The sequence below is a fragment of the Streptomyces sp. M92 genome, from assembly GCF_028473745.1.
Taxonomy (GTDB): domain Bacteria; phylum Actinomycetota; class Actinomycetes; order Streptomycetales; family Streptomycetaceae; genus Streptomyces.
In genome coordinates this window covers 3,775,239-3,795,370 of record NZ_CP101137.1, presented here as the reverse complement: position 1 = coordinate 3,795,370, position 20,132 = coordinate 3,775,239, and the positions used below count along the sequence as shown (strand labels likewise).

Genomic DNA, 20,132 nt, shown 5'->3' with positions numbered 1-20,132 from the left:
ATCAGGGCATGAGCGGCGGCTCCTCGCCGCTCTGCTCCGCTCCTTCGGGGTCCGGTACGTAACGCAGGACGCCCCACATGCCGTGCTCGTCGGCGGGTGGGGCGTCGTCGCCCCTGCGGCACGCGTCGAGTTGTTTGTCGAGGGCGGGGGCGTCGATGCCGGAGCCGATGAGCACCAGCTGGGTGCGGCGGGGCTCGCCGGGGGGCCAGGGCTCCGGGTGGAAACGCAGTAAGCGACCGACGGCGTGGACGGCGTAGCGGTTGCGTGAGTCGTACGGGCCGAAGTCGACGTAGCCCTTGATCCGGTACAGGCCTTCGGGACGGCTGTCGAGGAAGCGCATCAGCCCGCGCGGGTCGAGCGGGAGGCCGGAGACGAACGACAGGGTGTCGTAGGCGGCGTGCAGGTGTTCGGCGTACGCGCCGTGCGCGGAATGGTCGTGCAGGTCGTCGAAGGACAGCTGCCCCACGCGCTCCTCGCTCGGGCGGCAGTCGTAGAGGAACTCGGGATCGATGCGGCCGTAGGTCGCGGGCACGACGGCGGCGCGGTCGGTGAGCGAGCGGACGAGCGCGAGCACCCGCTCGGCGTCCGGGGCCCGGTCGGTCTTGTTGACGACGACCAGGTCGGCGAGAGCCAGGTGCCGGTCGATCTCGGGGTGCCTCGCGCGCGTGGCGTCGAACTCGGCGGCGTCGACGACCTCGACCAGCCCGCCGTAGACGACGCCCGGCTGGTCGCTGGCGAGCAGCATGCGCACGAGTTCCTGCGGCTCGGCGAGGCCGCTGGCCTCGATGACGATCACGTCGATGCCGGCCTCGGGCCGTGCGAGCCGCTCCAGGTAGCCGTCGAGTTCGGTCGCGTCGACGGCACAGCACAGGCAGCCGTTGCCGAGGGACACGGTGGAGTCGCCGAGTGCGCCGGCCACGGCCATCGCGTCGATCTCGATCGACCCGAAGTCGTTGACGATGGCGCCGATACGGCTGCCTCCGCTGCGGTGCAGGAGGTGGTTGAGGAGTGTCGTTTTCCCGGAGCCGAGGAATCCGGCGAGTACGACGACCGGGATCTGCTGCGGAGTCGGGCGCTGCCCCACCGTGCGACCTCTCTCTCCACCATGCGTACGCCGGCCCGCGGCAGGGCGTACACCCACGTACGGAATTGCCTGATCAGGATACGAGCCGACAGGGCCGGCGCGGTGTGAACGATTGTTAGCACCACTCGCTGGGCAGACGTCTGGGCAAGGTGCCGGAGTGTGCGACCCTCGCTTCCCTCCGTGCGCCTCCTCGCCGCCTCCCCGCCGATCAGCGCAGCTCGGCACTCTGGAGGCGGCAAGCGCCGCCCATCGCTCGCCGGTCCCCGTCAGCCGACCCGCACTCGACGACCGGCGGGCGGTCGCCTGATTCGGGGGTTGACATGGCCACACGGAAGAAGATCACGGGGAGGTTCGGCTCCGCCGCGGCGGGCATGCTGTTCGCCACGGCCGGGGTGACGTTGGCCGCCCGGCAGCGCGCGCTGGAAGTGGAACGGTTGCGCGCACGGCGACTCGCACTCGAAGCGACCGCATCGCGCCGCCGGGCGCTGGCGCACCAGCAGCGTATGCACTGGGAACTGCTCGCTAGGGCGATCGACGACCCTTCCCTGGCCGCGGTGATCGACACCTACGACAAGGACATTCCCGCTGAGAAGCGGCGCCAGTTCTTCTACGCCAACGCGTGGTACGTCAACCTCTTCCACGTCTACGAGGCCGGCCTGATGGACCAGGAGGAGCTGTTCGGACGTCTGCGTGAGTTCTTCCAGACACCACTGATGCGGGAGTACTGGGAAGCGTCCAGGGCGCAGCGCGCGACGCTGAAGGCGTCCTCGGAGGAGGCCCGGATCGGCGCGATGGTCGATGGCCTCATCAAGGATCTGGACGAGGCCGACACGGACGAGTGGTGGGTGGTGGGGACCCCTCCCGCGCCTTGAACTTCCAGTACCGTGCTGCCGACAGTGTGCCCAGCCTGCGTAAGGATCGGTACCCCTTGAAAATCGTGCGCCGCATCGGTGTGCCTCCAGGCTCGCGTGGCAGTACCTCGGGAGCCAATTGCCCGGATCTCTTCGAACTGAGCGACGGCAACTTCGCCGTGATCGGCACCGAGGCCACCGAGGCGCTGGAGCGGGAACTGCCCGCCGACGCCGCCCGCGCCGACTACGAACGCATCGTGGTCATCAGCCGGGAAACCCTGGTCCGCGCCAAGGCCGACATCCCCGACGCCTGAACCGCCCGCGTCTCCGGCCGTGTCCACCGCCGCCCGTGCCGGAAGCCCCACCGCCGAGCAGCGCGGAACCCCGCCCGCGCTCGACGCCCCACCGCTGAGGCCTGGCGCCCGAACGGCACCAGGCCGCTCGCATGCTCACCCTGCCGCGGGCACCCCGACCGGCGCCTCCGGCCCCACATACCGCGCCGCAGGGCGGATGATCTTCGAGTCCCGCGCCTGTTCCAGGATGTTCGCGCTCCAGCCCACCACCCGCGCCGCCGCGAAGGTCGGCGTGAACATCTCACGCGGCAGACCGCACAGTTCCATGACCACGCCCGCGTAGAACTCGACGTTCGTGTGCAGCTCGCGCCCCGGTTTCAGCTCCGCGAGGATCGCCTCGACCCGCCGCTCCACCTCGACGGCGAACTCCACGCGCGAGCCGCCGAACCGCCGCGCCACCTCGCGGAGCATCCGCGAGCGGGGATCCTCCGTGCGATAGACCGCGTGGCCGAAGCCCATGACGCGGTCGCCGGCGAGCACCCGTTCACGGATCCAGGAGTCGATGCGGTCGGGCGTACCGATCGCGTCCAGGGTGTCCAGCGCACGGCTGGGCGCCCCGCCGTGCAGTGGTCCGGACAGGGCCGCCACCGCGCCCGCCAGGCAGGCCGCGACGTCCGCCCCCGTCGAGGCGATGACCCGCGCGGTGAAGGTTGACGCATTGAATCCGTGGTCAATGGTGGAGATCAAGTACTGCTCGATCGCACGTGCCCGCTCCCGGTCCGGCTCCGAACCGGTCAGCATGTAGAGGTAGTTGGCTGCGTGGGGAAGGTCCGCGCGGGGCTCCACCGGCTGAAGTCCGCGCCCCAGCCGGTACAGCGCGGTGAGCAGCGTCGGTACGGCCGCGGCGACCACCAGCGTGTCCCTGCGGCGCTGCTCGGCCGACAGGTCGTAGACGGGCCCGAAGCCCCGGGCCGCGCCCAGCAACGACAGGGCGGTGCGCATTCCGGCGAGCGGGCCGGAGCGCCCGCCGGCGGCCGCGATGGCGGGCAGTGCCGAGCGCACCGTCCCGGGGAGTCTCCGCAACGCCGCGGTCTCGGCGGCGAACGCGGCGCCGCGCCGCGCGTCCGGCAGCTCGCCGTGGACCAGGAGATGCCAGACGTCCTCGAAGGCCCGGCGCTCGGCGAGCTCGACGGCCGAGTACTGGCGGTAGTGGTAGAACCCCTCCCGCCCTCGCACATCACCGACCTCGGTGTCGGCCACCACGACACCCGCGAGCCCTCGCGGCACCTCCACGGGCGGAGTGGGCGCGGTTCTGTCAACGGTCACGATTACCTCCCTGGCTTGAGTTCACTGTCCACAGTTGACGGATGGTCTGTCAATATTGATTGGATCAATACACGGGTCAAGACCGTCTCCTCGGAGTCGATACGGTGTCCCCCATGCGCGATCACGAACCCGGCCGCCCCGGCGACGGCGAGCACCGCCTGACCACCAAGGAGGCGGCCGAACTGCTCGGAGTGAAACCCGAGACCGTCTACGCGTACGTCAGCCGCGGCCTGCTCGGCAGCCGGCGCAAGTCAGAGGGCCGGGGCAGCACCTTCGACGCCGAGGAGGTGCGGGCGCTCGCCCGCCGCCACCGCCGCGGGAGCGGCACGGCCCCCGCTCCCGGCCAGGAGCCTGCCGTCCGCACGCGCATCACGCTCATCGAGAAGGACCGGTTCTACTTCCGGGGCGTCGACGCGGTGGAACTGGCCGCGCGTCACAGCTACGAGGAGGTCGCCGAGTGGCTGTGGACGGGCCGGATGCGACCCGGCATCGAATTCGCCGCGCCCGAGGCCTCCGTGACAGCCGCCCGGCGAGCCGTCGACGCCCTGCCCGAGCACGCGGGGCCCACCGACAGCCTGCGCGTCGCCGTCGTCGCCGCGGCGGCCGCGGACCCGCTCCGCTTCGACCTGTCCGAAGAGGCCGTGCTGGGCACCGCGCGGACCCTCATCCCCACCCTCGTCGCCGCCCTTCCCCCGGTGCGGCACGCCGGTCACGACCGGGGTCCGCTCGCCCACCGCCTGTGGACGCGGCTCAGCGGACTCCCCGCGGACGAGGCGTCGCTGCGCGCTCTCGACACGGCGCTCTCGCTGCTCGTCGACCACGACCTGGCCGCCTCGACGCTCGCCGTGCGCGTGGCCGCGTCGGCCAGGGCGCACGCCTACGCGGCCGTGTCCGCGGGCCTCGGCGTGATCGAGGGCCCGCTGCACGGCGCGGCGGGCGGACTCGCCCACCGGCTGCTGCTGGAGGTACTCGACCGGGGCAGCGCGGCGCCGGTGGTCGCCGAGGAGCTGCGGGCCGGTCGCCGCCTCCCCGGCCTGGGTCACCGCCTGTACCCCGGCGAGGACCCGCGCGCGCGTGCGCTCTTCGCCCTCCTGGAGGACGTCCCCCGGGCGGCCCCCGCCCTGGCGGCGGCCCGCGACGTCCAGGCGACCGCCGCCCGTCACATCCCGCTGCGCGCCAACGTCGATCTGGCGCTCGGAGTGCTCACCGCGTCCTGCGGCATGCCCTCCACCGCGGCCGAGACGATCTTCGCCGTCGCCCGTACGGCGGGCTGGATCGCCCACGCCCTGGAGGAGTACGGGGAGCGGCCGCTGCGCATGCGGCCGAGCGGGCTCTACTCGGGCCCCAGGCCGCCTCAGCCGCTGCCCGAGTAGGGCCCGAGCGCGGCTCGAGGTCACGGTGGCGCAAGTCAGGTTAGGCTCACCTCTGTGAGTACGTGCTCATCCGTTTCCCGGCACCTCGACGAACCCGTCGCGGGCACCGCCCCCGTCGCGAGGACCTGGCTGCTGCTGGAGCAGCCCGGCCCGTGGGGCGCCAAGGCGCTGACGTCGAGCCACCTGGATCCCGCCCTGGGGCGCGCCCTGGAAGCGGCCGTGAAGGGCACGGGCGTACGCGTCGCGCTGATCCGCAGGCCGGGGCGCCACGCGGATCGCCACACCCTTGCCGAGCGCCGGGTGTACGCGGCCCACACCGTGCCCGGGAGCGTGTGGTTGCACGGCGCCACGCTCACCGACTCCCGTAGGCTGCTCGACCTCGATTTCGCCGCGCTCGGCAAGGGTGACCGCCGCGCCTTCGACTCGGTACTCGAAGGCGCGCCCCACCTGGGCGAACCGCTCGCCCTCGTCTGCACCAACGGCAAGCGCGACCGGTGCTGCGCGCTCCTCGGCCGGCCGCTCGCGGCGGAACTCGCCGCTTCCGGCGACGGGGACGTCTGGGAGGTCACCCATCTGGGCGGTCACCGCTTCTCCCCGACCGTGCTGGTGCTGCCGCACGGCTACGCCTACGGACGGGTCCAGGGCCACGCGGTCGAGGAGATCCTGCGCGGTGCGCGCCGGGGGCGGATCGTGGTCGAGGACTGCCGCGGGAACTCCGCGTGGGAGCGTCCGGGGCAGGCCGCCGAGCTGGCCGTGCGCAAGGCCGTCGGCGAGGCAGCGGCCCAGGCACTGGACGTCGTACGGACGGACGGTGCGGCGCCTCACTGGGAGGTGACCGTGGCCCACAGCGACGGCCGGCACTGGCGGGTCACCGTCGAGCAGGCCGCGGCGGGGCCGCCGCGCCAGGAGAGCTGCGCGGCGTCGGTCCTGGGCTCGCCCGCGCGGATGGAGGTCACGAGGGTACGCGCACTGTCCGTGACGGCGGCGCTCGCCGGCTGACGCCCGGGCCGGAGCGCGGGACACCGGCCGACCTGGTGCGCTCTGCCGGGACCCGGCACGTCAGGCGCTCGGGAGATCCGCGCCACACCCGTCTACGGCATGTCGCCACGCCCACGTACCGTCATGGGTATGAGTTCCGCTCCCCCCGCCCGCCGACTGCGCCTCGGCCTGCCCCGGCGGGTGTTCTCGCAGGTGCTGCTGATGCAGCTGGCGATCGCCGCGGGGGTCGCCGTGCTCGCGACCGGCCTGTTCCTGGCGCCGCTCGGCGACCAGCTGGACGACCAGGCGATGCGCCGGGCCCTCGCGATCGCGCAGACCACCGCACAGCAACCCCAGATCGTCCGGGACCTGCGCGACACCGCACCCACCGCGAGCGGCCCGGTGCAGCGGGAGTCGGAGCGGATCCGTGAGGCCACGGGGGCGGAGTACGTCGTCGTGATGGACCGGCGGGGCGTGCGCTGGTCGCACACCGATCCGGAGCGGGTGGGCGGGGTCGTCTCCACCGATCCGGGGCAGGCGCTGGCCGGGCGCGAGGTCATGGAGATCGACGACGGCACGCTGGGCCGCTCCGCGCGCGGCAAGGTGCCGCTGCGCGACGACGAGGGCGACGTGGTCGGCGCGGTGTCGGTCGGCATCGCCTACGACAGTGTCCGGGCGCGGCTGATCCACGCCATCCCCGGGCTGTTCGCGTACGCCGGTGGGGCCCTCGCCGTCGGCGCGCTGGCCGCCTGGTTCATCTCGCGCCGGGTGCAGCGGCAGACCCGGGACCTGGCCTTCTCGGACATCGCGGGACTGCTGGCGGAGCGCGAGGCGATGCTGCACGGCATCAGGGAGGGCGTCGTCGCCCTGGACCGCGGCGGCAGGGTGCGCCTGCTCAACGACGAGGCGCAGCGCCTGCTGGGCATCGGCGGGGAGGCCGTCGGCCACTCCCCCGACGAGGCGCTGGGCGCGGGACGCACGGCCGACGTCCTGGCCGGCCGGGTGACCGGGGCCGACCTGCTGACCGTGCGCGGCCAGCGGGTTCTCGTCGCCAACCGGATGCCGACCGGCGACGGAGGCGCCGTCGCCACCCTGCGCGACCGCACCGAGCTGGAACAGCTCGGCAGGGAGCTGGACTCGACGCGCGGCCTGATCGACGCCCTGCGCGCGCAGGACCACGAGCACGCCAACCGCATGCACACCCTGCTGGGACTGCTGGAACTGGAGATGTACGACGACGCCGTGGAGTTCGTCGGCGAGGTGGTGGGCGACCACCGGGTCACCGCGGAGCAGATCACCGAGCGGATCGAGGACCCGCTCCTCGCCGCGCTGCTGGTCGGCAAGGCGACCGTGGCGACCGAACGCGGTGTCGCCCTGTGGGTGTCGGAGCGGACGCGCCTGCCGGACCGCCTGGTCGACTCCCGCGGGCTCGTCACCATCGTCGGCAACCTGGTCGACAACGCGCTCGACGCCGTCGCGGGTACGCCGCACGCGCGCGTGGAGATCGAGTTGCGAGCGCGGGGGCGCGCGGCCACGCTCCGGGTGCGCGACACCGGACCCGGCATCCCCGCGGAGCACCGCGAGCTCGTCTTCACGGCGGGCTGGTCCACCAAGGAGCCGCCGGCACACCGGCAGCGGGGCATCGGGTTGTCGCTGGTGCGCAGGCTGGCCGAGCGCCAGGGCGGCAGTGCCGCCGTCGGCGAGGCACACGGCGGTGGCGCGGAGTTCGTCGTCGTACTGCCCGAGGCCCTGACGGAACGCGACCCGGCCCAGCCGCTCCCGGCCCAGCCGGACGACCGGCCCGTCCCCGCCGCCCCGGCGGTCGCCGCCCACGTGAACACCGCTGCCGAGGAGGAGTCCCGATGATCGAGGTCCTGGTCGTGGACGACGACACGCGGGTCGCGCGGGTCAACGCCGCCTACGTCGAGAAGGTGCCGGGATTCCATGTCGCCGGGCAGGCGCACAGCGCGCTGGAGGCCCTTCGGAGCGTGGAGAGGCTGCCCCGCGTGGACCTGATCCTGCTGGATCACTACCTGCCCGACCGCACCGGCCTGGAGGTCGTCCAGGAGATGCGGCGCCGCGGCCACCAGACCGACGTGATCATGGTGACGGCGGCGCGGGACGTGTCCACCGTCCAGGCGGCGATGCGTCACGGTGCGCTGCAGTACCTGGTCAAGCCGTTCGCCTTCGCGGGGCTGCGCGCCAAGCTGGAGGCGTACGCGCGGCTGCGGCGCACACTCGACGGCGGGGGCGAGGCGGAGCAGGCGGAGGTGGACCGGATCTTCGGCGCCCTGTCGGCGCCGTCGGAGCCGGGACTGCCCAAGGGGCACTCCCCCACCACCGCCGAGCTGGTGCGCCAGTGCCTGATGAGGGCCGACGGCGCCCTCTCCGCCCAGGAGATCGCCGAACGGACCGGGGTGAGCCGCCAGACCGCCCAGCGCTATCTGAAGCTCCTGGAGCGCACCGGGCGTGCCACGCTGACCCTCAAGTACGGCGACGCGGGCCGGCCGGAGCACCGTTACGCGTGGGCGACCCGCGCCTGAGGCGGGACGCACCGCCGTCTCCTACACGGCCCCGGCCCCGGTCAGTGACCGCACCTCGGTCTCGGCGTGCTTGGCCTCGTCCGGGACCTCGGGCGAGGTGACCGTGCCGATCCAGCCGGCCAGGAAGCCCAACGGGATCGACACCAGACCGGGGTTCTGCAGCGGGAAGTACTGGAAGTCGACGCCCGGGAACAGCGAATGCGGGCTGCCCGACACCACGGGCGACAGCAGGACCAGTACCACGGCGGGGACGAGGCCGCCGTAGACGGCCCACACGGCGCCGCGCGTGGTGAAGCCGCGCCAGAACAGCGAGTAGAGCAGCACCGGCAGGTTTGCGGACGCGGCGACGGCGAAGGCGAGGCCCACCAGGAACGCGACGTTGAGGTCGCGGGCGAGCAGGCCGAGCGCGATCGCGACCGCGCCGATGGCGACGGCTGCGACACGCGCCACGGCGACCTCGCTGCGCGGCTTGGCGTCCCGGCGTCGCAGGGACGCGTACAGGTCGTGGGCCACGGACGCCGAGGAGGCCAGGGTGATGCCCGCGACCACCGCGAGGATGGTGGCGAAGGCGACTGCGGCCACGACCGCGAACAGCACCGCGCCTCCGGTGGACCCCGCGCCGCCGCCCAGGTTCAGGGCGAGCAGGGGGACCGCCGTGTTCCCGGCCGCGTTCGAGGCCCGTACGGCGTCCGTCCCGACCAGGGCCGCCGCGCCGAAGCCGAGCACGATCGTCATCAGGTAGAAGCCTCCGATGAGGCCGATCGACCAGACGACCGACCGCCTCGCGGCCCGGGCGGTGGGCACCGTGTAGAAGCGGGACAGGATGTGCGGAAGCCCCGCCGTGCCCAGCACCAGGGCGAGTCCCAGGCTGATGAAGTCGAAGCGCGAGGTCCAGTCCCCGCCGTACGCCAGACCGGGTGCGAGGAACGCCTCGCCGTGGCCGCTGCGCTCGGCCGCCGTGCGCAGCAGCCGGTCGACGTCGCCGTGGAAGCGCACCAGCACCAGCGTGGTCAGGGCCACGGTACCGCCGAGCAGCAGCACCGCCTTCACGATCTGGATCCAGGTGGTGGCCCGCATTCCGCCCAGCGACACGTAGATCACCATCAGGGCGCCGACGCCGATGACGGTCCAGGTGCGCGCCGCCTCGCCCGTGCCGCCGAGCAGCAGGGCGACCAGGCTGCCGGCGCCCACCATCTGTGCCACCAGGTACATGACGGACACGGTGACGGAGGACGTTCCGGCGGCGATCCGGACCGGCCGCTCGCGCATCCGTGCCGCCACGACGTCCGCGAGGGTGTACCTCCCGCAGTTGCGCACCAGTTCCGCGACGAGGAACAGCACGACGAGCCAGGCGACCAGGAAGCCCACGGAGTAGAGCATGCCGTCGTAGCCGTAGAGCGCGATGACACCCGAGATACCGAGGAAGGAGGCCGCCGACATGTAGTCGCCGGCGATGGCAAAACCATTCTCCATCGGGGAGAACAATCGGCCGCCCGCGTAGAAGTCCTCCGCCGAGCCGTGCCGGTGACGGCTCACCCACGTCGTGATGCCCAGTGTGACGGCTACGAAGGTGCTGAACAGCAGCAGCGCCAGCGTCTGGTGGTCACCGGTCACGACGCATCGCCCCGCACACCGCGTGTCAGTTCCTGCGTGTCCCAGCGCAGTTCGAGCGCGGCCCGGTCCCGGCGCAGCCTCGCGTGCCGGGCGTACGCCCAGGTGAGCAGGAAGGTGGTGAGGAACTGGCCGAGCCCGGCGAGCATCGCGACGTTGACCGCCCCCGCCACCGGCCGGGCCATCAGCGCGGGCGCCGCGGTGGCGGTCACCACGTACGCGACGTACCAGGCGAGGGACGCGGCCACCGCCGGCACCACGAACCGCCGGTAGCGGCTGCGGACCTCCTGGAAGGCCGCGCTGCGCTGCACCTCCAGGTAGACGTCGGCCGCGGCCCGCGGCGGTTGCGGGGCCGGGTCCGCGCGCATCTGCGGCACCGCCGCCGGCTCGGGGGCACCGGCGCCGGCCGACTCGCCCCAGCCGGAGGCGAGGGCGTCGTGCCACGGGTCGTCGTAGCCCGGACTCCGGGACGCCTCGGCGCGGGGCGGGTGGTTCCTTGACTGCATGCCCAAGGATGGACAGAACGAGAAGATCCCTGACTCTTCTTCCCTCGGCACTTCACCCCATCAGGTGACCGTGCCTCCTGATCCCCGGCTCAGGAGGCATCCGTCACGCACGGTCACGCGTCGATGCGCGACCGGTCCAGCGTCGCCGCCGAGCTGGAGATGAACTCCTTGCGGGGAGCGACGTCGTTGCCCATGAGCAGGTCGAAGACCTGCTCCGCGGATTCCAGATCGGTGAGGTTGATCCGGCGCAGGGTACGGCGCCGCGGGTCCATCGTCGTCTCCGCCAGCTGGTCGGCGTCCATCTCGCCCAGGCCCTTGTAGCGCTGGATGGAGTCCTTGTACCGGACGCCCTTGCTCTGGAACTCCATGAGCTTGTCCCGCAGCTCCCGGTCCGAGTACGTGTAGACGTACTTGTCCTGGCCCTTCTTGGGCTGGATGAGCTCGACGCGGTGCAGCGGGGGCACCGCGGCGAAGACCCGGCCCGACTCCACCATGGGCCGCATGTAGCGGTGGAACAGGGTCAGCAGGAGAGTGCGGATGTGGGACCCGTCCACATCGGCGTCGGTCATCATGATGATCTTGCCGTAGCGGGCCGCGTCGATGTCGAAGGTACGGCCCGAACCGGCTCCTATGACCTGGATGATCGCGCCGCACTCGGCGTTCTTCAGCATGTCGGTCACGGACGACTTCTGGACGTTGAGGATCTTGCCGCGGATCGGCAGCAGCGCCTGGAACTCGGAGTTCCTGGCGAGCTTCGCCGTGCCCAGCGCGGAGTCTCCCTCGACGATGAACAGCTCGCTGCGGTCGACGTCGTCGCTGCGGCAGTCGGCGAGCTTGGCGGGCAGCGAGGACGACTCCAGGGCCGTCTTGCGGCGCTGGGCGTCCTTGTGCTGGCGGGCCGCGATGCGGGTGCGGGCCGCCGCGACGGCCTTCTCCATGACCACCCGGGCCTGCTGGGCCGCGTCACGCTTGGTGGAGGTCAGGAACGCCTTCAGTTCCTTGCTGATGACGTTGTTCACGATGCGGCGGGCCGCCGAGGTGCCGAGGACCTCCTTGGTCTGCCCCTCGAACTGCGGCTCGGCGAGCCGGACCGTCACGACCGCCGTGAGGCCCTCCAGGGCGTCGTCCTTGACGATGTCGTCCTCGGCCACCCGCAGGAGCTTCTTGGCCCGCAGCGCCTCGTTCATCGTCCTGGCCACCGCCTGCTCGAAGCCGGCGACGTGGGTGCCGCCCTTGGGCGTGGCGATGATGTTGACGAATGACTTGAGGGTGGTGTCGTACCCGGTGCCCCAGCGCATCGCGACGTCGACGCCGAGCTCGCGCGTGACCTCGGTGGGCGTCATCTGGCCGTGCTCGTCGAGGACGGGGACCGTCTCCTTGAAGCTGCCCTGTCCACTGAAGCGGAGGACGTCGCAGACGGGCCTGTCACTGGCCAGGAACTCGCAGAACTCGCTGATGCCGCCGTCGAAGCGGAAGGACTCCTCGCCCTTGCTGCCGCCGTCGCCGAGACCGAACTCGTCCCGGACGACGATGGTCAGCCCCGGGACCAGGAAGGCGGTCTGGCGGGCCCGCTGGTGCAGGTTGTCCAGGGAGAGCTTGGCGTCCTTCAGGAAGATCTGCCGGTCGGCCCAGTACCGCACGCGCGTGCCGCTGCGGGTCTTGGGCATCTTCTTCTTGGTCTTGCGCAGTCCGCTCTTGGCCTCGAACTCGGCCTCCGGGCCCGCCCCCGTGAACGCGCCGGGGACGCCGCGCCGGAAGCTGATGGCGTGCGTGTACCCGTCGCGGTCCACCTCGATGTCCAGCCGGCTGGACAGGGCGTTCACCACGGAGGCACCGACGCCGTGCAGACCGCCGGAGGCGGCGTAGGAGCCGCCGCCGAACTTGCCTCCGGCGTGCAACTTGGTCATCACGACCTCGACGCCGGACAGGCCGGTCTTCGGCTCGACGTCGACCGGGATGCCCCGGCCGTTGTCCCGGACCTCGACCGAGGCGTCGTCGTGGAGGATCACCTCGATGTGGTCGCAGTAGCCTCCGAGGGCCTCGTCGACGGAGTTGTCGATGATCTCCCACAGGCAGTGCATCAGGCCACGGCTGTCGGTCGATCCGATGTACATGCCCGGACGCTTGCGCACGGCCTCGAGACCCTCGAGGACGAGCAGGTGCCGCGCGGTGTAGTTGGATCCGTCCCGGTCTGCTCCTGCCAGCAGCGCAGTGGACGGCACGGATGTCTCGGCGGTCACGCGGTTCGCTCCTCGCTGAATTTCAGATGGGGCCCCGCTGGGTAAGGGCGCGGCTCGGTTCACCGGTCAGAGGGTACCGAGGCCTGGTAGAGCCGTTGTAACGCCACCCTCGTCGAAGACTCACCCTAGTCGAGCGTCGCATGCTTGTTCGATCCCTCGATGGGGTGAAGTACACATCACGTTCCCATCGAGGCATGAACCATTTAGGCTCCGGGCACGTCCTCATGAACAAACCGGCAACCCAGCCGGCGGGACCGACACTGACCGACTGCGCGAACCCGTACGACACACAGACACGCAATACGGCACATTCGCCGCCAACCGGCAACAGCCGGCCCCTCGGAAATTTTTTTCGAGGAAAAGCCACGAGCGGGAACGTTTTGGGGCTGGTTGGATGTTGACCCTGGTACGACAGCTCGTCGAGCTAGAGAAGAGGCGACGTGACTACTGTTCTGACTTCCGCAAGCCCGCTGACGGCCGCTGATCGCTGCGACCGCTGCGGCGCCCAGGCATACCTGCGCGTCGTCCTGCTGAGCGGCGGAGAACTGCTCTTCTGCGCCCACCACGGGCGCAAGTTCGAGCCGGAACTCAAGAAGATCGCCGCTGAGATACAGGACGAGACGGAGCGGCTCACCGCCGTTCCGGGATCCTCCTCCGAGGAAGAGCGCTGACGCGACGCGCCCGACGACGAGCCGATCCGGCACAAGCCGGTCAACGGGCGGCCGCCCCTCCAGCCGAGGGGCGGCCGCCCGTGCGCGTGCCCGGCGGGCCTCAGGAGGCCGTCAGGCACCCTCGGACTGCCGCGCGGCCGGCTTGTCCCATCCCAGCGTCGTCAACACGGCGGAGACGCGTGTGTACACCCCGGGACTGCCCGGGCGCCCGCAGCCACTCCCCCAGGACACGAGTCCGATGAGCCTCCCCCGGGCGACCAGTGGTCCACCGCTGTCCCCCTGACAGGCATCGCGGCCGCCTGCGTCCTCACCGGCACAGAGCATGGTGCCCGCGAGATAGCGTCCGTCGTCGCTCCCCGGGTACGCCCGCTCGCACGCCGCGTCGGGCAGTACCCGTACGCGCGCCGCCCGCAGGCTGGTGGCGTAGTCCCCGGCCCCCGAGGTGTCACCCCATCCATAGACGAGTGCGCCCGTGTCGGGTCCGTAGACGGCGTCCCCCTCTGCCGCCATCCCTATGGCGGAGCCGGTGGGCAGGGCTTCCGACAGGGTGAGCACCGCGAAGTCGCCGGCGTTGCTGATGTCGTCGTGCGCCGGGTTCACCCAGACGTCGCGGACGGGAATCTCCCGTCCCTCGTCGGAGAGCAGGTCGGTGCGGCCGGCGATGACCTTCAGGTCGCGTACCTGCTCGGGCGGCGAGCCGAGAACCTCCTTCGCCAGGCAGTGGGCCGCCGTGAGGACGGTGGTGCGGCCGACGGCCACTCCCCCGCAGAATTGTCCCGCCCGCGTACCTCCGAACCGGTCACGACTGGACAGGGCGACGGCCCACGGGCTTTCGGACACTTCGACCGGAAAGCCACCGACGACGATACTGTCGGCGGATGCGGGCGCGGCGGACGCGAGCGGTATCGCGGTCGCCGCGGCCGCCAGGACCAGCGGCCGGGCCAGTGCCCGGGCAAAGAGGCGACGCATGCGGGCTCCTCACTCCTGGTGATGATGGAACACTCAGAGTGATCCAGCCCGCCTCCGCGCGCACCCGCTGCGCAAGGCGAAGGCCCGGCTCCCCACCTGGTGGAACCGGGCCTCGTCGTTCTACTACCTCGGTCTAGTCGAGGTAGTCGCGCAGCACCTGGGAGCGCGACGGGTGACGCAGCTTCGACATCGTCTTCGACTCGATCTGACGGATCCGCTCACGCGTGACGCCGTACACCTTGCCGATCTCGTCGAGGGTCTTCGGCTGACCGTCGGTGAGGCCGAAGCGCATGGACACGACGCCCGCCTCGCGCTCGGACAGGGTGTCGAGGACCGAGTGCAGCTGCTCCTGCAGCAGCGTGAAGCTGACCGCGTCGGCCGGGACGACCGCCTCGGAGTCCTCGATGAGGTCACCGAACTCGCTGTCGCCGTCCTCGCCCAGCGGGGTGTGCAGGGAGATGGGCTCGCGGCCGTACTTCTGGACCTCGATGACCTTCTCCGGGGTCATGTCGAGTTCCTTGGCCAGCTCCTCCGGGGTGGGCTCGCGACCCAGGTCCTGGAGCATCTGGCGCTGCACACGCGCGAGCTTGTTGATGACCTCGACCATGTGCACCGGGATACGGATGGTGCGGGCCTGGTCGGCCATCGCGCGGGTGATCGCCTGGCGGATCCACCAGGTGGCGTACGTGGAGAACTTGTAGCCCTTGGTGTAGTCGAACTTCTCCACCGCGCGGATCAGACCGAGGTTGCCCTCCTGGATGAGGTCCAGGAAGAGCATGCCGCGACCGGTGTAGCGCTTGGCCAGGGAGACCACCAGGCGGAGGTTGGCCTCCAGGAGGTGGTTCTTGGCGCGGCGGCCGTCCTCGGCGATGATCTCCAGCTCGCGCTTGAGCTTGGGGGCGAGCTTGTCGGAGTTCGCCAGCTTGTCCTCGGCGAACAGACCCGCCTCGATGCGCTTGGCGAGCTCGACCTCCTGCTCGGCGTTGAGCAGGGGGACCTTGCCGATCTGCTTGAGGTAGTCCTTGACCGGGTCGGCGGTGGCGCCGGCCGCCGCGACCTGCTGGGCGGGAGCGTCGTCCTCGTCGTCGTCGGACAGCACGAAGCCCGCGTTCTCGGTGCCCTCGGGCTCCTCCGCCGCGGCCTTCGGCTCCTCGATCGCCTCGTCCTCGAGAAGCTCGGCGTCGTCCTTCTTGGCGGTGGTCTTCTTGGCCGCCGTCTTCTTGGCGGTCGTCTTCTTGGCGGCCGCCTTCTTCGCGGTCGTCTTCTTGGCAGCCGTCTTCTTGACCGGCTCCTGAGCCTCATCCTCGGCGACGGCTCCGGCGGCAGGCGCGGCCGGGGCTGCGGGCGCCGTGGCCTTCCTGCTGGTCACCGGCTTCGCCGCGACCGTCTTGGTGGCGGTCCGCTTGGCGGGACTCTTCGCTGCGACGCTCTTACGGGTGCGCTTGGGCTCCGCGGCACTGACCATCAGCGTCACACCCTCTTCCTCGAGGATCTGGTTGAGGCTGCGCAGTACGTTCTTCCACTGAGTGGCCGGAATCTGGTCAGCTTCGAAGGCCCGACGCACGTCGTCGCCGGCGATCTGCCCCTCAGCCTTTCCCCGCTCAATGAGCGCCATGACAGAGACGGACTCGGCGATCTCCGGCGGGAGCGTACGGGATGTGCTGGCCGACACGAACAACCTCTCGGAACGTTGGAAAACGGCTTCCGGCCTCGTCCACGGCGGACAGGGGCCGACCGCCGGCTTGGAATGGGCCGACGGCGCGGGCGGAGGCCGGGGAGTTGCACAGCGCCGTAAACGGCGCCCGTATTCCCTCCGCGGCTGTCACCTCTTAGGTCATCGCGTTGTTCCCACGAGCGTTACGCCCAATCCGCGTGGCCCGAGTCACACCCCGTAAGCGTTCAAAACCGGTCATACGCGAATAAAAGGGGTCACTTGAGTACTCCGACCCGGCCCAACCGGAAGGCTCAGCCTCTCATCGCACCGTCGGACCCCGTCGGACCCCGTGGGATCGCGACGGATTCCACGGGGTCCGGGGTGGCGGCGAACCGGCCGGCCACTGCCATAGGAGGGGTCTGGCATGTCCGGCCCGCGCCGGCCCGGCGGAAGGCAGTCAGTGCTCGCGCGGGGCGGGCACCACGCGCTCCACCTCCGGGTGGACGGTCAGGAGCTGGCGCATGGCCGCCTCGGCCGCCGCTCCGTCCCCGGTGGCGAGGGCGTCGACGATCCTCCCGTGCTGCGCCAGGGAGACGTCGTTCGGCCGGTCACAGCCGGTGACCGGGCCGCCGGAGACGTGCAGGGCCGCGGAGACGATTCCGGACAGGTGGTCCAGCATGCGGTTGCCCGCGATCTGGATGAGGAGCGTGTGGAACTCGGCATCGGCACGCGAGAAGGTCAGGGCGTCGCCCTGCTGCATGGCGTGCCCCATGATCCCGACCATGTCGGACAGGCGCTGCTGCACCTCCTCGCGCCCGTGCCCGGCGGCCAGGCGCGCGGCGAGCGGTTCGATCGTCGAGCGCAGCTCACCGAGCTCGCGGCGCTGGTCGTCGCGCTGCGGCCCGAAGGCGCGCCATTCGATGATGTCCGGGTCGAGCAGGTTCCAGTCACTGACGGGGCGCACGCGGGTGCCGACGTTCGGGCGTGCGCTGACCAGGCCCTTGGCCTCCAGGACACGGAGGGACTCGCGTACCACGGTGCGGGACACCTCGAAACGCTGGCCGATCTCCTCGGGCACCAGTGGACGGTCGGCACCCAGGTCGCCGGAAACGATCATCTGTCCCAGCTGCTGGACGAGTTGCCCGTGCAGTCCGCGCCCACGGCTTCCCGTGGCGCGACGGCCCACGCGGCCCAGCTCGGTCTCCACCCCTTCCCAGGCGGGCGCCCCGACGCGGTCGACGGCGGGCGTCTCGGCGTAGGGGTAGCGGTCGAGTTCGCCCGGGTTGGTGAGGCCGGAGTCGGCGGAGCGGGCGGCGGTCATCATGGAGTGCGCAAGGGTAGTCACGCATCCTTTGTCGGCGTCGTTCCCAACTCCCTTGAGGTCTTTGGTGAAAAGCACACGAAAGGGTGATCGCTCACCCCGTCGCAATTGACGCCTTATCGGAAAGAAATGGGCTTTCCCCGGGGAGTTGCGCGCACGGTCGGACCGGAAGGGTGCGGCGGATGTCATTGGGGTCTGCTGCGCAGGGTCATGAGCAGATATGCGCAGAGCAGAGCGGTCACGGACAACGCCAGTGCGCTGCCGACGGGTTGGGCGATCATGCGCAGCACTTCGGCCACATACCGCTCGCCGCCGAAGGGCCACGTCGTCAGGAGGAGCTCCCGCGTCCGCATCGGGAGACCGGCGGCGGTCCGCACGGACGGGCCGTCCCAGACCCTCTGTACGAGCGGCACGATGAGTACGGGTACGGCGACCACCGCGGCCAGCCCGGCCGTGGTGGACCGGAAGACACCGGCGGCGAGCACGCCCGCCCAGCCGCATCCGACGACAAGGGCGAGCCAACCGGCGGCCAGTGCGGGCCAGTCGGCGGGAACGCCGGCGAGTTCCGGTCCGTAGAACAGGTGGAGCACTTCGGCGTTGCAGCCCACGGTGAGAAGGGCCAGCACCAGCGCGGTGGCCGCGGAGACGAGGAGTTTCGCGGTCAGCAGCCCCAGGCGCCGGGGGACGGCGCCGCGGTCCGCCGCCAGCGCGGGGTGGCGGAACTCGTCGCCGGAGGCGAGCGCTCCGAGCAGTCCCGCGCCGAGCGCCGCGGGCGGCAGCGGGAGCTCTTGCGGCCACGCGGCCAGCAGGCGTGGCTGCGGTGTGTGGCCGACTCGCGCCAGGACGACGGCGGTGAGGACGGAGAGCACGAGGACGACGGCGCCGGTGACGAGGCCGGTCCTGATGCCGGCCGCGCGGCGGAGCTCGTAGCGGAGCGGTCGCAGAGGGCTGGGGGCGGCGCGGACGGTGACGGGGGGCGGCAGTGGGGAGGCCGTCTCCCGGGTGTGGGCCGGTGCGGGGGTGAGGGAGGCGTGGCGGCGCGGGGACGCCCGGGGACCGGTGAGGTCGGGCCGGGTGGAGCGGGGGACCGGCGTGCGGGCGTCCGGTGTGCGGGGGTCGGGGTCGCGGGGCGCGGGAGTGTCGGTGGCCGCGTGCGGGGCCGGGGAGGCTTGGCCGTCGGTGTCGGCGGTTTCATGGGCGCCGGACGAGTGGGGGGCGGCATCGGGTCCCGGTCCGGGGCCGTCCGGGGCCGACCGGGGGGCGCCTGCCCGGGGCTCAGCGGCGGCTGGCAGGGACTGCAGGGCGGCGCCTGGCGACGGTGCCCCGGGGCCGGCGGCCGTCGGCAGTGCCTCAGTGTCGGCGCCTGCCGACGGTGTCCCGTCCCCGGCCGCCTCCGGCAAACCCTCGCCGACGGGGCCTGTCGCCGATTCCCCGGAGTTGTCGGCCACCGACAACGCCGCGACAGCCGGCGGCGCTTCGGCGGCGGTACCGGGCGTCGTCGGTTCCGCCGGCGGCCGCGGGGCGTCTGCGCCGGGAAGCGCCTTACCGGGGACCGACTGCGCCGCGGCGCCTGCCGAGGGCCTGGGCTCGGCAGACGACCTGGAGTCGCCGGACGGTCGGGGAATCTCGCCCCGGGGTGGAGCGGGCGCGCGCTCGGCGTCCCCTTCACCGCGGCTCCCGGTCCCGTGCCGCCGGGGCCCGGACTCCGTGCCGGCTCCCGGCCCCATGTCGCCCACCTCGTCGGCCAGTTGGTGCACGAGAATCCTGTGCCGGAACGCGGTGTCACCGATGTCGGCGCACGTACTGCCGTACACCGCCAGACGGTTGCCGCCCTCGCGCACCACCTCGACGGAACGTCGGCCCGCACGGGCCTCTTTGACCAGGACTGCGCCCAGTCGGGCGGCATGCGGAGTGCGCACGGCGACGCGGGGACGCAGCCGAGTGCGAGAGAACTCCGCCGCTTCCTGGTCGGCGACGACCCTGCCCCGCTCCAGCGTCACGACGTGATCGGCGGTCCGCGCGGCCTCCTTGGGATCGGCCGTGCTGAACAGGACGGTCCCTCCGTGGGACGCGTGCGCGCGCAGCGTGGCGTGCACCCAGGCGGCCTCACGGGCGGACAGTGCGCCGGCCGGGTCGTCGAGCACCAGGGTGTGCGGGTCGGGCAGCAGTGCGCAAGCCAGGCCGAGACGTCGGTCCATGCCGCGGGAGAGGGTGCCCAGGCGTTCATCGCGCAGACCGACGAGACCGACCGACTCGAGGACTTCGTCGGCCCGCCGGACGGGAACTCCGGCCGCCGCGCAGAGCATGCGCAGATGGCCGCGAACCGTGCGGGCCGGATGCCCCGGCACCTCCCCCAGCACTGTGCCGACCTCCCGCGCGGGATGGGCGATGCGGTGCAGTGGGCGGCCTCTGAAATAAGTGAGGCCACGGCCGCGCTGGAGTTCGAGCATGAGTCTGAGCACTGTCGTCTTGCCGGCGCCCGATGCTCCGAGCAGTGCGGTGACGCGGCCCGCGCACGCCTCGAAGGAGACGTCGTCGACGGCGGGCGGGAACTCCTTGCGGGGGTTGCTGGTCAGTCCGAAGGCCTCGATCACCCGCAGCAAGATAGCGTGTCATATCCGGTTTTTCGGGCATCGTGCGACCCACCGGGGTGCGGGAGGCCGGACCTCGTCGCTTCCTTGTTCTCCGTTCGCTCCGGGATCCCTTCCCGCA

The 20,132-nt window shown here is 71.7% G+C and carries 16 protein-coding genes; 7 read left to right on the top strand and 9 right to left on the bottom strand.

The window, feature by feature from the left end:
* Nucleotide 1: 1 nt before the first annotated feature.
* The gene (locus M6G08_RS17195) at nt 2–1,084 is read right to left on the bottom strand and encodes a CobW family GTP-binding protein (RefSeq protein WP_272588032.1); all 1,083 of its coding nucleotides are present in this window, start codon (nt 1,082–1,084) and stop codon (nt 2–4) included.
* Nucleotides 1,085–1,404: 320 nt separating this feature from the next.
* Here M6G08_RS17195 and M6G08_RS17190 point away from each other — a divergent pair, with 320 nt between their 5' ends.
* Together M6G08_RS17190 and M6G08_RS17185 are read left to right on the top strand one after the other, a co-directional pair.
* Nucleotides 1,405–1,956, top strand: coding sequence for a DUF6082 family protein (locus M6G08_RS17190; protein WP_272588031.1), 552 nt, complete (start codon nt 1,405–1,407; stop codon nt 1,954–1,956).
* Between the two features lie 56 nt (nt 1,957–2,012).
* Nucleotides 2,013–2,249: a hypothetical protein gene (locus M6G08_RS17185; protein ID WP_272588030.1), complete on the top strand. Its 237-nt coding sequence runs from the start codon at nt 2,013–2,015 to the stop codon at nt 2,247–2,249.
* Nucleotides 2,250–2,384: 135 nt separating this feature from the next.
* Here the strand turns inward: M6G08_RS17185 and M6G08_RS17180 are convergent, their stop codons facing one another.
* On the bottom strand, nt 2,385–3,554 hold the full coding sequence (locus M6G08_RS17180) for a citrate synthase/methylcitrate synthase (protein ID WP_272588029.1): 1,170 nt from the start codon (nt 3,552–3,554) through the stop codon (nt 2,385–2,387).
* A gap of 113 nt (nt 3,555–3,667) precedes the next feature.
* On the opposite strand from M6G08_RS17180, the gene M6G08_RS17175 reads away from it, so the two are divergent.
* The 4 genes from M6G08_RS17175 to M6G08_RS17160 all read left to right on the top strand — a co-directional run bounded on the left by M6G08_RS17175 (nt 3,668) and on the right by M6G08_RS17160 (nt 8,448).
* On the top strand, nt 3,668–4,927 hold the full coding sequence (locus M6G08_RS17175) for a citrate synthase (protein WP_272588028.1): 1,260 nt from the start codon (nt 3,668–3,670) through the stop codon (nt 4,925–4,927).
* 54 nt (nt 4,928–4,981) lie between these two features.
* Nucleotides 4,982–5,926, top strand: a complete 945-nt coding sequence (locus M6G08_RS17170) for a ferredoxin family protein (RefSeq protein WP_272588027.1) — start codon at nt 4,982–4,984, stop codon at nt 5,924–5,926.
* Between the two features lie 129 nt (nt 5,927–6,055).
* The gene (locus tag M6G08_RS17165; RefSeq protein ID WP_272588026.1) at nt 6,056–7,771 is read left to right on the top strand and encodes an ATP-binding protein; all 1,716 of its coding nucleotides are present in this window, start codon (nt 6,056–6,058) and stop codon (nt 7,769–7,771) included.
* Nucleotides 7,768–8,448, top strand: a complete 681-nt coding sequence (locus M6G08_RS17160; RefSeq protein ID WP_272588025.1) for a response regulator — start codon at nt 7,768–7,770, stop codon at nt 8,446–8,448. Before M6G08_RS17165 ends, M6G08_RS17160 begins: the two co-directional genes overlap by 4 nt.
* Before the next feature lie 21 nt (nt 8,449–8,469).
* On the opposite strand, the gene M6G08_RS17155 is transcribed toward M6G08_RS17160, so the two are convergent.
* From M6G08_RS17155 to M6G08_RS17145, 3 genes are all read right to left on the bottom strand, one after another.
* On the bottom strand, nt 8,470–10,062 hold the full coding sequence (locus tag M6G08_RS17155; protein WP_272588024.1) for a monocarboxylic acid transporter: 1,593 nt from the start codon (nt 10,060–10,062) through the stop codon (nt 8,470–8,472).
* Nucleotides 10,059–10,565 carry a DUF485 domain-containing protein gene (locus M6G08_RS17150; RefSeq protein WP_272588023.1) on the bottom strand — a complete coding sequence of 169 codons (507 nt, stop codon included), beginning with the start codon at nt 10,563–10,565 and terminating at the stop codon, nt 10,059–10,061. The genes M6G08_RS17155 and M6G08_RS17150 overlap by 4 nt, the downstream gene beginning before the upstream one ends.
* 113 nt (nt 10,566–10,678) lie before the next feature.
* The gene (locus tag M6G08_RS17145; RefSeq protein ID WP_272588022.1) at nt 10,679–12,805 is read right to left on the bottom strand and encodes a DNA gyrase/topoisomerase IV subunit B; all 2,127 of its coding nucleotides are present in this window, start codon (nt 12,803–12,805) and stop codon (nt 10,679–10,681) included.
* 440 nt (nt 12,806–13,245) lie between these two features.
* Between M6G08_RS17145 and M6G08_RS17140 the strand changes: the two genes are divergently transcribed.
* On the top strand, nt 13,246–13,476 hold the full coding sequence (locus tag M6G08_RS17140; protein WP_019325822.1) for a DUF7455 domain-containing protein: 231 nt from the start codon (nt 13,246–13,248) through the stop codon (nt 13,474–13,476).
* Nucleotides 13,477–13,587: 111 nt separating this feature from the next.
* Here the strand turns inward: M6G08_RS17140 and M6G08_RS17135 are convergent, their stop codons facing one another.
* The 4 genes from M6G08_RS17135 to M6G08_RS17120 form a co-directional block, all read right to left on the bottom strand.
* Nucleotides 13,588–14,445 carry a S1 family peptidase gene (locus M6G08_RS17135; protein WP_272588021.1) on the bottom strand — a complete coding sequence of 286 codons (858 nt, stop codon included), beginning with the start codon at nt 14,443–14,445 and terminating at the stop codon, nt 13,588–13,590.
* Nucleotides 14,446–14,578: 133 nt separating this feature from the next.
* Nucleotides 14,579–16,117, bottom strand: coding sequence for an RNA polymerase sigma factor (locus tag M6G08_RS17130; protein ID WP_272588020.1), 1,539 nt, complete (start codon nt 16,115–16,117; stop codon nt 14,579–14,581).
* Nucleotides 16,118–16,556: 439 nt separating this feature from the next.
* On the bottom strand, nt 16,557–17,444 hold the full coding sequence (gene whiH / locus M6G08_RS17125; protein WP_272588019.1) for a sporulation transcriptional regulator WhiH: 888 nt from the start codon (nt 17,442–17,444) through the stop codon (nt 16,557–16,559).
* Nucleotides 17,445–17,605: 161 nt separating this feature from the next.
* Complete coding sequence (locus M6G08_RS17120; protein WP_272588018.1) at nt 17,606–20,014, bottom strand: ATP-binding cassette domain-containing protein; 2,409 nt, start codon at nt 20,012–20,014, stop codon at nt 17,606–17,608.
* Between the last annotated feature and the right edge of the window lie 118 nt (nt 20,015–20,132).